The sequence below is a fragment of the Actinacidiphila acididurans genome (assembly GCF_016918855.1).
GTDB lineage: Bacteria > Actinomycetota > Actinomycetes > Streptomycetales > Streptomycetaceae > Actinacidiphila > Actinacidiphila acididurans.
Window position 1 is genome coordinate 122828 of the sequence record NZ_JADKYB010000012.1, and the last position, 13530, is coordinate 136357.

General features: G+C 73.4%; 14 protein-coding genes. 9 read left to right on the plus strand and 5 right to left on the minus strand.

Translation table 11 applies throughout. From position 1 onward, the window contains the following. Positions 1-117: 117 nt before the first annotated feature. The 3 genes from sepH to ITX44_RS22480 all read right to left on the minus strand — a co-directional run bounded on the left by sepH (position 118) and on the right by ITX44_RS22480 (position 4072). Positions 118-1188, minus strand: a complete 1071-nt coding sequence (gene sepH, locus ITX44_RS22470; protein WP_205359119.1) for a septation protein SepH — start codon at positions 1186-1188, stop codon at positions 118-120. Between the two features lie 351 nt (positions 1189-1539). Beyond that, entirely contained in the window at positions 1540-2874 is a 1335-nt protein-coding gene (locus ITX44_RS22475; RefSeq protein WP_205359120.1) for a D-arabinono-1,4-lactone oxidase, read from the minus strand. Continuing rightward, positions 2819-4072, minus strand: a complete 1254-nt coding sequence (locus tag ITX44_RS22480; RefSeq protein ID WP_205359121.1) for an MFS transporter — start codon at positions 4070-4072, stop codon at positions 2819-2821. The genes ITX44_RS22475 and ITX44_RS22480 overlap by 56 nt, the downstream gene beginning before the upstream one ends. A gap of 163 nt (positions 4073-4235) precedes the next feature. Between ITX44_RS22480 and ITX44_RS22485 the strand changes: the two genes are divergently transcribed. Together ITX44_RS22485 and ITX44_RS22490 are read left to right on the plus strand one after the other, a co-directional pair. Further along, positions 4236-5408 (plus strand): ferrochelatase, encoded by a 1173-nt coding sequence (locus ITX44_RS22485; protein ID WP_205359122.1) that lies wholly within the window; start codon positions 4236-4238, stop codon positions 5406-5408. A 14-nt stretch (positions 5409-5422) separates the two neighbouring features. Beyond that, on the plus strand, positions 5423-6256 hold the full coding sequence (locus ITX44_RS22490) for an inositol monophosphatase family protein (RefSeq protein WP_205359123.1): 834 nt from the start codon (positions 5423-5425) through the stop codon (positions 6254-6256). A gap of 215 nt (positions 6257-6471) precedes the next feature. Here the strand turns inward: ITX44_RS22490 and ITX44_RS22495 are convergent, their stop codons facing one another. Further along, positions 6472-6645, minus strand: coding sequence for a hypothetical protein (locus tag ITX44_RS22495; RefSeq protein ID WP_205359124.1), 174 nt, complete (start codon positions 6643-6645; stop codon positions 6472-6474). A gap of 359 nt (positions 6646-7004) precedes the next feature. Here ITX44_RS22495 and ITX44_RS22500 point away from each other — a divergent pair, with 359 nt between their 5' ends. From ITX44_RS22500 to ITX44_RS22515, 4 genes are all read left to right on the plus strand, one after another. Then, positions 7005-7658, plus strand: a complete 654-nt coding sequence (locus ITX44_RS22500; protein ID WP_205359125.1) for a response regulator transcription factor — start codon at positions 7005-7007, stop codon at positions 7656-7658. A 161-nt stretch (positions 7659-7819) separates the two neighbouring features. Beyond that, positions 7820-9094: a sensor histidine kinase gene (locus tag ITX44_RS22505; protein WP_205359253.1), complete on the plus strand. Its 1275-nt coding sequence runs from the start codon at positions 7820-7822 to the stop codon at positions 9092-9094. A 517-nt stretch (positions 9095-9611) separates the two neighbouring features. Further along, positions 9612-9911: a DUF4193 domain-containing protein gene (locus tag ITX44_RS22510; RefSeq protein ID WP_205359126.1), complete on the plus strand. Its 300-nt coding sequence runs from the start codon at positions 9612-9614 to the stop codon at positions 9909-9911. Between the two features lie 77 nt (positions 9912-9988). After that, positions 9989-10705, plus strand: a complete 717-nt coding sequence (locus tag ITX44_RS22515; RefSeq protein WP_307795434.1) for a hypothetical protein — start codon at positions 9989-9991, stop codon at positions 10703-10705. 49 nt (positions 10706-10754) lie between these two features. Here the strand turns inward: ITX44_RS22515 and ITX44_RS22520 are convergent, their stop codons facing one another. Then, entirely contained in the window at positions 10755-11261 is a 507-nt protein-coding gene (locus tag ITX44_RS22520) for a DUF3093 domain-containing protein (protein WP_265934281.1), read from the minus strand. Between the two features lie 357 nt (positions 11262-11618). Here ITX44_RS22520 and ITX44_RS22525 point away from each other — a divergent pair, with 357 nt between their 5' ends. From ITX44_RS22525 to ITX44_RS22535, 3 genes are read left to right on the plus strand one after another with little or no spacing between them, the layout of a single operon-like run. Next, positions 11619-12209 carry a PaaI family thioesterase gene (locus tag ITX44_RS22525; protein ID WP_205359255.1) on the plus strand — a complete coding sequence of 197 codons (591 nt, stop codon included), beginning with the start codon at positions 11619-11621 and terminating at the stop codon, positions 12207-12209. Positions 12210-12231: 22 nt separating this feature from the next. Further along, the gene (gene dut / locus ITX44_RS22530; protein WP_205359128.1) at positions 12232-12762 is read left to right on the plus strand and encodes a dUTP diphosphatase; all 531 of its coding nucleotides are present in this window, start codon (positions 12232-12234) and stop codon (positions 12760-12762) included. A gap of 1 nt (position 12763) precedes the next feature. Beyond that, positions 12764-13528, plus strand: a complete 765-nt coding sequence (locus ITX44_RS22535) for a DUF3710 domain-containing protein (protein WP_205359129.1) — start codon at positions 12764-12766, stop codon at positions 13526-13528. The last annotated feature ends 2 nt before the right edge of the window (positions 13529-13530 follow it).

Sequence of the window (13530 nt, forward strand, 5' to 3'; positions counted from 1 at the left end):
CCTGATCTGCGGCTGGCGCCGCGTGGGCGCGCGCAACCACAAGTTCGCTGTACGCGGCAACGCACCGCAGGTGCAACGACGGGTTGCCGTCGCAAGAAGCCCAAGCCCGAAGAAGGCTCACTCCTTTTTGCGACGGCTCCCGAACACAATCTCATCCCAACTGGGCACGGTCGCCCGCCGCCCCGGTCGTACCCCGTCCGCCTCGGCCTGCCGATCAGTCGTGCCGACCAGCCGGTCGCGGTGGCCGGCCACGGCCCGCGGCATGAGGACGTCCGCGTAAGCGGACCCCGCACTGGCCGCCGGAGCGGTTTCGCTCGCGGCCTCCTCGGGCGCCTCTGCCGCCGGAGCCGGGTCCGGCGCAGGGGGCGCCGGGACCACCATGTCGCCCCGGAAACTCGGCACCGCTTCGAGCAGGCTGGTCAGCGAGTCCCGCTCCTCCGGCTCGGGCCGGTCCGTCTCGGCGCGTGCCTCGGCGGCGCGGTCGGACTGCCGGTCCCGTTCCGCGGACCGGTCCACCGGACGGTCGCGGGGCAGCCGGGCGATGCGCGGCACGAACGGGAAGCTCGGCTCCTGCGCCTGGCTCGGGGTGGTCTCGCCGATCAGCGACCTGGCCTCGTCGTCCACCGCCTGCACCAGCCGGCGCGGCGGGTCGTACGTCCAGCTCGCCGAGTGCGTCTCACCGGCCACCCGGTAGACCAGCAGCACCTCCCAGGTGCCGTCGTCCCGGCGCCAGGAGTCCCACAGCACGGTGTCCTTGTCCGCGCCGCGCAGCAGCAGCCGTTCGGCCACCGCCTCGCCGAGTTGCGGACCGCTGCTCTCGCCCTGCCGGCGCACGGGGGTCTTCCGGGCCCGCTCGGCCATGAACGCCCGCTCGGCCAGCACCGGCCCCTCGAAGCGGCGCACCCGCTCCACCGGGATCCCGGCGAGCTGCGCGACCTCCTCGGCCGACGCGCCGGCCCGTATCCGCGCCTGGATGTCCCGCGGGCGCAGATGGCTCTCGACCTCGATCTCGATCTGGCCCAGCCGCGCCCGGTCGTTGCGCACGGCAGCACGCAGCCGCTCGTCGATGGGCAGCGTGTACTCCGTGCTGTCGGCAGCCTTGAGCACCAGTCGTGTGCCGTCGTTGCTGACGGCCACGACCCGCAGTTCGGGCACGGTTACCTCCCGGGTGGTGCCTGCCGACGTCACGTGCGTCGCTGCTCCCGATGGACGAGTGTGGCCTGCCCGGGTGCAGCGTGCCACAACCTTGCAGAGTTGCTCGGCGTGTCGCAGGTCCGTGGTGACACGCCGTCATGGGACGGTGGTCGGTTGGCCACCGTGCGTGACTCATCATGGCACCCCGGGACCGGGGTCGTCAGCTCCTTTCCCCAGCGGTCCCCTCGTCCGGACGGGTACCGAGCGCCGGGACTCGTCACGGTACTCCATTCGGGCCACCGAAAGGGGGTTGCCGCGCCACCGAATCTCCTCCCGAGGGGCGGGAGTTGAGTGACGCGACTCACACGCGCGCCCCCCGCGCTCCGGGCAAATCCGGACGTACGGCTACGAACCCAGCACCCTGCGCAGGTAATCGTTGCCGAACCGGCGGTCCGGATCCAGCCGTTCCCGCAATCGGGTGAATTCCCCGAATCGTGGATAGACGTCCGCCAGGTACCCGGCGTCCCGGGTGTGCAGTTTGCCCCAGTGCGGCCGTCCCTCCCGCTCCGTCATGATCTGCTCCACCGCGGTGAAGTACTCCTGGTACCGGCTGCCCCGGTACATGTGCACCGCTATGTACGCGCTGTCCCGGCCGGACGCGGTGGACAGCGTGATGTCGTCGGCCGGCGCCACCCGTACCTCCACCGGGAAGCTGATCCTCAGACCCGACCGTTCGACCGTCCGCTTCAGCGCCCGCAGCGCGTCCACCGCCGCCGCGCGCGGCACCGCGTACTCCATCTCCACGAACCGCACCCGGCGCGGGCTGGTGAACACCTTGTACGGAATGTCGGTGTACGTACGGGCCGACAGCGCGCGGCTGGCCACCCGGGCCAGGCCCGGGATCGCGGCCGGCGCGGCCCGGCCCAGGGCGCAGGCGGCCTGGAAGACGCCGTTGGAGAGCAGTTCGTCGTCGATCCAGCCGCGCACCGCGGGCAGCGGCGCGGCCGGGCCCTGACTGCGGTTGTTCCGCTTGACGTTGCATCCCTCGGTGTGGGGGAACCAGTAGAACTCGAAGTGCTCGTTCTCCGCGACGAGTCGGTCGAATTCGTCCATCACCCGGGAGAAGGACATCGGTTCCTCACGGGCGGTCAGCAGGAACAGCGGTTCCACCGCGAAGGTGAGGGCGCTGACCACGCCGAGCGCCCCGAGCCCGACCCGGACCGCCGTGAAGACCTCGGGGTTCTCCCGCGCCGAACACGTCAGCACCGAGCCGTCCGCCGTCACCAGTTCGAGGGCGGTGATCTGCGCGGCAATGGCGCCGGAGTCCCGCCCGGTGCCGTGCGTGCCGGTGCTGGTCGCCCCGGCGACGGTCTGCTCCATGATGTCGCCCATATTGGTGAGCGACAGACCCTCGGCGGCGAGCATTGCGTTCAGGTGTTTGAGCTGTACCCCCGCCTCGACCGTGACGGTGCCGGCCGCGCGGTCCAGGGACCGAATCGCCGTCAGCCGCTCCGGGCGGATCAGCACCCCGTCGGTGGCGGCCGCGGTGGTGAAGGAGTGCCCGCTGCCCACCGCCTTGACCGGCAGCCCGTCGGCGGCCGCCCGGCGCACCACGGCGGCCAGTTCGTCCACCGAGGCCGGCGCCTCGGTGCGGGCCGGGCGGGCCGTGACGTTGCCCGCCCAGTTATGCCACGTGCCGGTCCGCGGCGTCCGCGCCGTACTCGTCGCCGTACCCGCCATCCTCGCCCTCCCGCTCCGGCGCCGGACGCAGCCGGCGGCTCCCCGAGAACGCCACCGCCACGGCGAGGACCGCCGCGGCGGCCGGCACCACGAACGCCGCGGAGGCGCCGCGCGCGTCGATCACCCGACCGGCGAGCGAGGCCCCGACGGCGATGCCCACCGCGAGCCCCGTGGTGGTCCACGTGATGCCCTCGGTCAGCCTCGTCCGCGGTACCAGCCGTTCGACCAGGCCCATCGCGGTCACCATGGTGGGGGCGATGGTCGTGCCCGAGACGAACAGCGCCATGGCCAGGAACCACAGGTTTCCGACCAGTAGTGGCGGGATCATACTCACCGCCATGGCGCACATACCCACCAGGAACCGGCCGGTATGGGTGCCGCGCGGCACGACCAGCCCGAACACCAGCCCAGCCAGGCACGAACCGAGCGCATAGGAGGCGAGTACCAGGCTCGCCAGCGCCTTGTGCCCGCGCTCGTCGGCGAACGCCACCGTGACGACGTCCACCGACCCGAACACCGCGCCGGTACCGACGAACGACGCCGCCAGCACCCACAGCCCCGGCGCTCGCAGCGCCGAGCGCTCGGCCGGTCCGCCGCCGGGGTGCGGACGCGGCTCGGTGCCCCGCTGAGCGGTCAGCAGCAGCACCCCGACGCCCAGGAACACCACCGCCAGCAGCGGCCCCGCCTCGGCGAACCACACCGTGCACAGCCCGATCGACAGGATCGGCCCGAGGATGAAGACGATCTCGTCCATCACGGACTCGAAGGAGTAGGCGGTGTGCAGCAGTTCGGGCGCGCCCCGGTGTACCGCCGCCCACCGGGCCCGCACCATCGCGCCCATGCTCGGGGTGAGCCCGCCGCACAGCACGCAGGCGAAGTCCACCCACTCCGGCGCGCCGGTGCGTACCGCGATCACCAGCGCGGTGATCGCCGTCACCGTGACCACGCACACCGGCCGCAGCACCCGTCGCTGCCCGTACCGGTCCACCAGCCGCGACACCTGCGGCCCGCACACCGCGGCGGCCAGCGCCAGCGTCGCCGACAGCGCGCCCGCCAGCCCGTACCGCCCGGTCACCTGGGAGACCATGGTCACGATCCCGACGCCCAGCATCGACAGCGGCATCCGGCCGACCAGGCCGGCCGCGGAGAAGCCCCTGGTGCCGGGCGGCGCGAAGATCGCCTGGTACGGGCCGGCCATCGCCCTCCTCCGGGTGTCGCGTGACGGGTGCGTCGGGGGCCGCGGCGGCGCGCACGGTCCCCGCCGGTCCCGCCGTACGGACGCCGTAAGGAACATGACCGGTGCAGACAGCTTACGGAGCCGGGCAACCGGTTTTCCGGAACGGGATGGCAGGATCGTGACCATGCGCGAACCCGAAGCACCGGCGCCCGCAGCCGACCCCGCGGCGTCGCCCGCGAGCCCGTCCGGAACTCCGGACGTCCACCCCTACGACGCCCTGCTGCTGCTGTCCTTCGGCGGCCCCGAGGGACCCGACGACGTGGTGCCGTTCCTGGAGAACGTCACCCATGGTCGCGGCATCCCCCGCGAGCGGCTCAAGGAGGTCGGCAAGCACTACTTCCTGTTCGGCGGGGTCAGCCCGATCAACGCGCAGAACCGGGAGCTGCTCGACGCGATCCGCAAGGAGTTCGCCGCGCACGGCGTCGACCTGCCGGTGTACTGGGGCAACCGCAACTGGGCGCCCTACCTGACCGACACCCTGCGCGAGATGAGCGACGCCGGGCACCGCCGCGTCCTGGTGCTGGCCACCAGCGCGTACGCCTCCTACTCCGGCTGCCGCCAGTACCGGGAGAACCTGGCCGCCTCCCTCGCGGTGCTGGCCGAGGAGGGCCGCCCGGTGCCGCGGGTGGACAAGCTGCGCCACTACTTCAACCACCCCGGCTTCGTCGACCCCATGGTCGACGCCACCCTGGCGGCGCTCGACGCCCTCCCGGCGGAGGTCCGCGACAGCGCCAGGCTGGCCTTCACCACCCACTCGATTCCGCTCACCGCCGCCGACACCTCCGGCCCGGTCGAGGGCCACGGCAATGGCGGCGCCTACGTCGCCCAGCACGTGGCCGTCGCCCGGCTGGTGGCCGACCGGGTCCGCGAGGCCACCGGGATCGAGCGCCCCTGGGAGCTGGTCTACCAGTCGCGCAGCGGCGCCCCGCACATCCCCTGGCTGGAACCGGACATCTGCGACCACCTGGAGGAGGCGCACGAGGCCGGCGCACCCGCCGTGGTCATGGTGCCGATCGGCTTCGTCTCCGACCACATGGAGGTGAAGTACGACCTGGACACCGAGGCCGCGGCCAAGGCCGCCGAACTCGGCCTGCCGGTCAGCCGCGCCGCCACCGTCGGTGCCGACCCACGGTTCGCCGCCGCCATTCGCGACCTGGTGCAGGAACGCGCCGCCACCGAGCGCGGCCTGGCCCCCGCCCGCTGTGCCCTCGGCGCCCTGGGCCCCAGCCACGACATCTGCCCGGCCGGCTGCTGCCCGGCCCGGACCCCGCTGCCCGCCGCGGCCGGCACGGATTGAGGAGCATCACCGGCATGAGCACACACCCCGGCACCGCCGGAAGCGCGCAGGACCCCGAGGAGATCGCACAGCTTCTCGCCGTCGCCCTGGAGGCGGCCCGCGAGGCCGGCACCCTGCTGCGTGACGGGCGGCCCGCCGACCTGGAGGTCGCCGCCACCAAGACCAGCCCCATCGACGTCGTCACCGAGATGGACATCGCCGCCGAGAAGCTGATCACCTCCGTGATCGCCCGGCACCGCTCCGACGACGGCGTCCTCGGCGAGGAGGGCGCCAGCAGCGCCGGCACCAGCGGGGTGCGCTGGGTGATCGACCCGCTGGACGGCACGGTGAACTACCTCTACGGCCTGCCGTCCTGGGCGGTCAGCATCGCCGCCGAGCGCGACGGGCGGACCCTGGTGGGCGTGGTGGAGGCGCCGATGCGCGGCGAGACGTACCAGGCCGTCCTGGGCGGCGGCGCGCTGGTCAACGGCAGGCCCGCGCACTGCCGGCCCGCCCCCGGCTTCTCCCACGCCCTGATCGGCACCGGCTTCGGCTACCTCGCCGAGCGCCGCGCCGCCCAGGCCGAGGTGGTCCGCACCCTGGTGCCGCGGGTCCGCGACATCCGGCGGGCCGGCTCGGCCGCCATCGACCTGTGCGACGTGGGCTGCGGCCGGCTGGACGGCTACTTCGAGCGCGGCCTCAACCCGTGGGACCTGGCCGCCGGCGAGCTCTTCGCCCGCGAGGCCGGCGCCCTGACCGGCGGCCGGCCCGGCGCCCCCGCCTCGGGCGAGCTCACCATCGCGGCCCCGCCCGGCCTCTTCGAGCCGCTCCAGGGCCTCCTGGAGGACCTGGGCGCCTGGCACGACTGATACCCGATCGAGGGACGGGGAAGAGGCCGTCCGGGCCCGAGCGGGGGCCCGGCGGACCCGACCGGCGCCCGAGCCCCATGCGCCGGCGCACGCGCCTCGGCAGGCCGTACGCCCGCCGTCCGGGGCCTCGCCCCGGGCATGCGAACGCCCCGGCACCGTGATGCGGTGACCGGGGCGTGCGGCTTCGGGGTCGGCTGCCGTGGTGCGGGCCTGGTTCAGGCGACCTTTTGCCGTACGTCCACGCCGTGCTCGGCCGCGATGCGGCGCAGGTCGTCCAGCTCGCCCTGTTCGACCTCGGCGAGGTAGTCGTCCCCGGCTTCCCGGGCCCGGCGCAGATCGGACTCCGTGGCGTGTATGCGCTGCAGGATTCCCGTCGTGAACGCGTCCATGTGCGCCCCCTCGTCGTCTCCGTTGACACGGGGATGTGTCAAAGCCAGATGCCAAACGCGGATACGCCTGGCAAGGCGTGGTGGTTGGGTGTACAGCCGTCCTCCCCACCGAGCCCGGAGCGGAAACCTCCGCGACCCCGGGGAAATTCCGCGCCTTCGCGCCCTTGGCCGCCCTCGCCGTCCTTCGCCTCCCTTCGCCGCCGTTCGCCGACTTTGGGCGGCGCCCGCGCCCCCCGCCGCTGCCGCCCCCGTTGCCGGCGTTCGACCGGACGACCCTTACCGCCGATTTACGGCCGTTCGGTGCACGATGGACCGGGGATCCCCCTGCCGTTTTCACAGCTCATGGAAGGAACAGCGCCTTGCGCGTACTGGTCGTCGAGGACGAGCAACTGCTCGCCGATGCGGTTGCCACCGGGCTGCGCCGCGAGGCCATGGCCGTCGACGTGGTCTACGACGGCGGCGCCGCCCTGGAGCGCATCGGCGTCAACGACTACGACGTGGTCGTCCTCGACCGTGACCTTCCGGTGGTGCACGGTGACGAGGTGTGCCGGCGGATGGTCGAGCTCGGCCTGCCCACCCGGGTGCTGATGCTCACCGCGGCCGGCGACGTCAGCGACCGGGTGGAGGGCCTGGAACTGGGCGCCGACGACTACCTGCCAAAGCCGTTCGCCTTCACCGAGCTGACCGCCCGGGTGCGCGCCCTGGGCCGCCGTACCACCGCCGCGCTCCCCCCGGTGCTCGAGCGCGCCGGCATCCGGCTGGACCCCAACCGCCGCGAGGTGTTCCGCGACGGCGGCGAGGTGCACCTGGCCCCCAAGGAATTCGCCGTCCTGGAGGTGCTCATGCGCAGCGAGGGCTCGGTGGTCTCCGCCGAGCAGTTGCTCGAGAAGGCCTGGGACGAGAACACCGACCCCTTCACCAACGTGGTGCGGGTCACCGTCATGACCCTGCGCCGCAAACTCGGCGAGCCCCCGGTGATCGTCACCGTGCCGGGCTCGGGTTACCGGATCTGAACGCCGTGTCGCCGTCGTCCCCCTACGTACCGAACTCCGAGCCCCAGCGGCGGCCCGGGCAGCTGTCCGGTGCCGCCCGCAAGGGCGAGCCGGCCGGCCGTCCCGGACCCGCCGCCCCGCAGGGGCCCTCCGCCGGCCGCCAGGGCCGGCCCGCCGCGCAGATCCGGGTCCCGCACGGTGCCCGGCCCGCACAGCCGCCGCAGCCGGACCGGCCGCCGTCGCTCCCGCCGCGTCCGCTGTGGGACCCGCACCCGGCCGAGGGCCCGCTGCCCTGGCTGCGCCCGACCATCCGGATACGGCTGACCGTGCTCTACGGCGGCATGTTCCTGATCGCCGGGGTGCTGCTGCTGTGGATCATCTACCTGCTGGCGGCCCAGGCGCTGCATCACGGCAACGGCCAGCTCTTCACGCTCACCTCCGGCCAGGTCCAGATCAACAGCGACACCTGTCCGGGCCTGCAGGGCGAGACCAGCACCGCGGCGTTCAACCAGGCGCTCGCGCACTGCATGGACGTCCAGCGGGCGCAGGCGCTCAACACGCTGCTCAAGCGGTCGCTGATCGCCCTGATCGGCCTGGCCGTGGTCGCCTTCGCCTTCGGCTACGTGATGGCCGGCCGGGTGCTGGCGCCGCTCGGCCGGATCACGCGCACCGCCCGCGGCGTGGTCGGCTCGGACCTCAAGCGGCGGATCGAGCTGGACGGCCCGGACGACGAACTGAAGGAGCTCGCCGACACCTTCGACGAGATGCTGGACAGACTCGAGCGCTCCTTCGACGCCCAGCGCCGGTTCGTGGCCAACGCCTCGCACGAGTTGCGCACCCCGCTGGCGATCAACCGCACCCTGCTGGAGGTGCAGCTCGCGGACCCGGGCGCCTCGCCCGACCTGCAACAGCTCGGCCGCACCCTGCTGGCCACCAACGAACGCAGCGAGCAACTGGTGGAGGGCCTGCTGCTGCTCGCCCGCAGCGAGAACGAGATCGTGGACCGCAAGCCGGTCGACCTGGCCGAGGCGGCCTCCCAGGCGCTGGACCAGACCCGCTCCGAGGCCCAGGCCAAGGGCGTGGAACTCCAGTCCGACCTGGACGCCGCGGTGGTCCAGGGCAACGGCGTGCTGCTGGAGCGGATCGCCCTGAACCTGGTGCAGAACGCCGTGCGCTACAACGTCGCCCAGGACGGCTGGGTACGGGTGCGTACGGCCGTGGAAGGCGGGCAAGCGCTCCTCGTGGTGGCCAACACCGGTCCCGTGGTCCCCGCCTACGAAGTGGACAACCTCTTCGAGCCGTTCCGCCGGCTGCGCACCGAGCGCACCGGCAGCGACAAGGGCGTGGGCCTGGGGCTGTCCATCGCGCGCTCGGTGGCGCGGGCGCACGGCGGACTGATCACCGCGGAACCGCGCGAGGGCGGCGGGCTCGTCATGCGGGTGGCCATACCGGTGTGAGCCCGGTCCGAGCTGCGCAGGACCCGGTGAGGGCCTTGTACGGGCCGGCCACGGCCCGCCCGTACCGGGCCCGGGCCGCTGTGGGCCGTCTCACCCGGCCCGTGCGTGGTCCCGGTCACACCCGTCCCGTTCGGCACGGCCGGTCCCTGTTCGCTTTGGGAGTAATTTCGGGGTCTGTGCCGGGCCGGAACGGGTTGTGAGCAATCGCACAGTGGCTGGCGTCCTCGGGTACGCTCGGTGAGCGCCTGGCCAGGGAAACGACCGGAAAAATCCATGTTTCCGCAGGTCATGATCACGGGAAGTACACGTGAAGGCACCCGGGGCGGGCCACTTTCGGACCGCCACGGACCATGATCGGCCACCCGCGCGATCACCTCTTCGGGGGCCGTGACGGGTGTCGATTGAGTAACGGGCCTTGATGTGAGGCAAAATCTCCGCCTCGGGTCGGGCACAAGTCCGGCCTCCCGCGCGTTACGTGCGCTGGAGACACCGCAGACACCCACAGGGGGAGAGCGACATGGCAACGGATTACGACACCCCACGCAAGACCGATGACGACGTCAACGAGGACAGCATCGAGGAACTGAAGGCCCGGCGGAACGAGAAGACGACCTCCGCGGTCGACGTCGACGAGTTCGACCAGGCCGAAGCCCTGGAGCTGCCGGGCGCCGACCTCTCCAACGAGGAGCTGTCGGTCCGCGTGCTGCCCCGCCAGGCGGACGAGTTCACCTGCATGAGCTGCTTCCTGGTGCACCACCGGAGCCAGCTCGCGGCGGAGAAGAACGGGAACCCGATCTGCCGCGACTGCGCGGCCTGATTCCTCCGAGCGCCGTGTCCGGCTCACCGGAAGGCCCCGAGGACGCCGAGCGAGGCCGTGCGGCCTCGCTCGCGGCCGTGACCGCTCGCGGGCTCACCCGCGGCGTACGCGGCTCCGCCCGCAGGGGCGGCCGCAAGGCCCGGGTCGGCATCGGAGCACTCGCCGAGCGGCTGGTCGAGACCGCGCCCCGTATTCCGGTGCGCGACCTCACGACGCTGCGCAGGCACTTCCCGGGGCTCGGCCCCGAGGAGATCGCGGACCGGCTGATCGCCGCCGCGGTCAAGGGCACGATGACGGTCGGCGCCGGGGTGGGCGCCGCCGCGATGCTGCCCGCACCGCCGGCCATGCCGGCCGAAGTGGCCGCCGAGACCCTCGGTGTGGCCGCCATAGAGTTCAAGCTCATCGCCGAGCTGCACGAGGTCTACGGACTGCGCGCGCCCGGCAACGCACGGGAGCGCGCGTCCGCCTACCTCTGGTCCTGGACCGAGCAGCGCGGTATCGACGCCCCGAGGCTGTCCACGGTCAGCGTCGCCCTGAGCACCTCCATGAAGAAGGAGATGCGGCAGCGGCTGGTGCGCCGGACCCTGAAGCACAGCCCCGCGCTCACGCCCTTCCTGATCGGCGCCAGCGTCGGCGCCCTGCTCAACCGGCGCGACACCCGCCGGCTCGCCGAGCACGTACGACGCGACCTGCGCGCCGCCCAGCGCCCCTGGGACGAGCTGCCCCAACTTCCCGGCGCCCCCACCGGCCCCTCCGGTCAGGGCCCGGTGGACGAGGCCCCGCCGCTCGACTGAGGGCCTGGCCGAGGGCGATCGGCGCCGCCGCCCGGGGGCCCGTACGGCCTCAGCCCGCGGCGCCCTGATCCGTAACGCCGTCACCGGTGCCCGTACCGCTTCCCGCGGCGCCTGTGCCGCCCGTACGGCCACTCGCCGCCCGTGCCGCCACCAGGGCGTCCGCCAGCCGCTGCGGCGCCCGGGTGGACAGGTACAGGTAGGGCGTGGGGTCCGCCGGGTCGGTCACCGTCACCTTGAGCGCGGTCGGCACGTAGGAGCGCAGCAGCATGAAGGCGCGCGGGTCGGCCTTGTGCGACCGCCAGGCCAGCGCCTCGTCGCGGTCCAGCACGACCGGCTCGCCCAGCGCCGACAGCGGCACCCGCGCCTTGCCCGCCACCAGTGAGCCGGCCACCACCCGGATCCGCGCGGACCCGTAGGAGCTGACCGCGGCCATCGCCAGCGCCGCGCCGCCCGCGAGCCCGGCCAGCATCGCCAGCGGCCCGAAGGGATAGACGACGATCGCCATCGCCACCCCCAGGCCGATCGCCATCGCCCACCACGAGCGCGGCGCGGTCAGCCGCTCGTCGTACGGCCGCGCGAGGCCGGTCGTGGCGGGCCGGGGAGCGGCGGGGGAACCGGGGGAGACACCGGGAAGGGCACCAGACATGGCACCAGACTGCCATGCCCCCCTGTGCGGGCCCCGAAGGGACCCGTCGGGGCACCGGGCGGGCCCCCGGAACCGGCCGTTTCCCGGCCCGGAGCCGGCCCGTGGTACGTCCGGAGCCGCCCCCGCGACCGGGCCGCCGACCGACCCCCGGCACGCCCCCGCACAGGCCGTGAAACCTGCCCCGGAACCGGCCGCCGAACCTGTGAGGCCGCGGGACGGGAAAGGATCGCCCAGGAGGGTAGGGTCTGCGGCGTGAGTGCAGCCACCATGCCCCCGGGCCCCGAGCGGCCCGGACTGACTCCGCCGCCCGATGCCGCGGCGCCCGTACGCCACCGCGACGCACCCGCCCCCGGCGAGCTGCTCGGGTCGCACTACGACCAGTGCTTCGGCTGCGGCGAGGACCAGGCCCATGGACTGCACCTGGTGACCACGGCCGGCGAAGGCGTGAGCGTCACTGCCGAGTTCACCGTCCGCCCCGCCCACCAGGGCGCCCCGGGCCTCGCGCACGGCGGCGTGCTCGCCTCCGCCCTGGACGAGACGCTCGGCTCGCTGAACTGGCTGCTGCGCACCATCGCGGTCACCGGCCGCCTGGAGACGGATTACGTCCGCCCGGTGCCGGTCGGCGCCACCCTGCACCTGGCCGCCCGCTGCCACGCGGTGGCCGGGCGCAAGATCTTCAGCACCGCCGAGGGCCGGATAGGCGGTCCCGACGGGCCGCTGGCGGTGCGCGCCGACGCGCTGTTCGTCGAGGTCAAGGTCGACCACTTCACCACCCACGGGCGGCCGGACGAGATCCGGGCCGCGATGGCCGACCCCGACCAGGACAAGGTCACCCGCGCCTTCGAGGTGAACCCGTGAGCCGCGGGCGCGAGGAGTCCCGGTGAGCGCCGTCCGTCCCCCGGTGGACGTCCTGCTGCGGCGCCTGGACCCGGCCGTGCCCGTGCCCTCGTACGCGCACCCCGGCGACGCCGGCGTGGACCTGGTGACCACCGAGGCCGCCGACCTGGCGCCCGGCGAGCGCGCCGTGCTGCCCACCGGCATCGCCCTCGCGCTGCCCGACGGGTACGCGGCCTTCGTGCATCCCCGCTCGGGTCTGGCCGCCCGGTGCGGAGTGGCCATGGTGAATGCCCCGGGAACGGTCGATGCCGGGTACCGTGGAGAGATCAAGGTGATCGTGGTCAATCTCGACCCGCGCGAGAATGTCAGGTTCGAGCGGGGCGACCGGATCGCCCAATTGGTCGTCCAGCAGGTCGAGCGGGTCAGGTTCCACGAAGTGGCGGAGCTGCCCGGCTCCGCCCGGGCCGCGGGGGGCTTCGGCTCCACGGGGGGTCACGCCGCGGTGGAGACGCCGCGGACGGACACGTCCACCAATGAATACGCATCGGTCCTCAGCGACCGGGAAGGACAGTAACGTGTTCCGTCGTCGCAAGGAGCGCGCAGCCGCCGACGAATTCGACGAGGCCGAGGGCCCGGAGGAGGCGGCCGAGGAGAGCGCGGAGCAGGACGACTCCGCCCCGTCGCGGTACAACCTTCCGGCCGCCCCGCGCCCCGACGGGCCGTGGGACGTCAGCGAGGTCAACGACGCAGGCAACGGCCGGGTGGACCTCGGCGGCCTGTTCGTCCCCGGGGTCGACGGCATGGAGCTGCGGGTCGAGGTGGCCGGTGAGTCCATCGTCGCCGCGACCGTGGTGCTGCGGGACAGCGCCATCCAGCTGCAGGCGTTCGCCGCCCCGAAGTCCGAGGGCATCTGGGGTGAGGTGCGCGAGGAGATCGCCGCCGGCATCACCGAGCAGGGCGGCATCGTCGACCAGGTCGAGGGACCGCTCGGCTGGGAGCTGCGGGCGCAGGTGCCCGTGCAGCTGCCCGACGGCACCAATGGCGTCCAGCTCGTCCGGTTCGTCGGCTCCGACGGCCCGCGCTGGTTCCTGCGCGGAGTGATCTCCGGGCAGGGCGCGGTGCAGCCGGGTGCCGCGGGGGTGCTCGAGGCCGTCTTCCGCGACACCGTGGTCGTCCGCGGCGAGGCCCCGATGGCGCCGCGCGACCCGGTCGTGCTCAAGCTGCCCAACGACGCCCAGATGGTGCCGGACGGCACCGCGCCCGACCAGGGCCGGTCCTCGAAGTTCGGGGACGGCATCGACCCGATGCGGCGCGGCCCGGAGATCACCGAGCTGCACTGAGC

What these genes read in the sequence shown, in the direction of transcription:
- ITX44_RS22475 (WP_205359120.1), bottom strand. Translation starts at nt 2,874, where the DNA reads ATGGCGGGTACGGCGACGAGTACGGCGCGGACGCCGCGGACCGGCACG.
- ITX44_RS22480 (WP_205359121.1), bottom strand. Translation starts at nt 4,072, where the DNA reads ATGGCCGGCCCGTACCAGGCGATCTTCGCGCCGCCCGGCACCAGGGGC.
- ITX44_RS22485 (WP_205359122.1), top strand. Translation starts at nt 4,236, where the DNA reads ATGCGCGAACCCGAAGCACCGGCGCCCGCAGCCGACCCCGCGGCGTCG.
- ITX44_RS22490 (WP_205359123.1), top strand. Translation starts at nt 5,423, where the DNA reads ATGAGCACACACCCCGGCACCGCCGGAAGCGCGCAGGACCCCGAGGAG.
- ITX44_RS22495 (WP_205359124.1), bottom strand. Translation starts at nt 6,645, where the DNA reads ATGGACGCGTTCACGACGGGAATCCTGCAGCGCATACACGCCACGGAG.
- ITX44_RS22510 (WP_205359126.1), top strand. Translation starts at nt 9,612, where the DNA reads ATGGCAACGGATTACGACACCCCACGCAAGACCGATGACGACGTCAAC.
- ITX44_RS22525 (WP_205359255.1), top strand. Translation starts at nt 11,619, where the DNA reads ATGCCCCCGGGCCCCGAGCGGCCCGGACTGACTCCGCCGCCCGATGCC.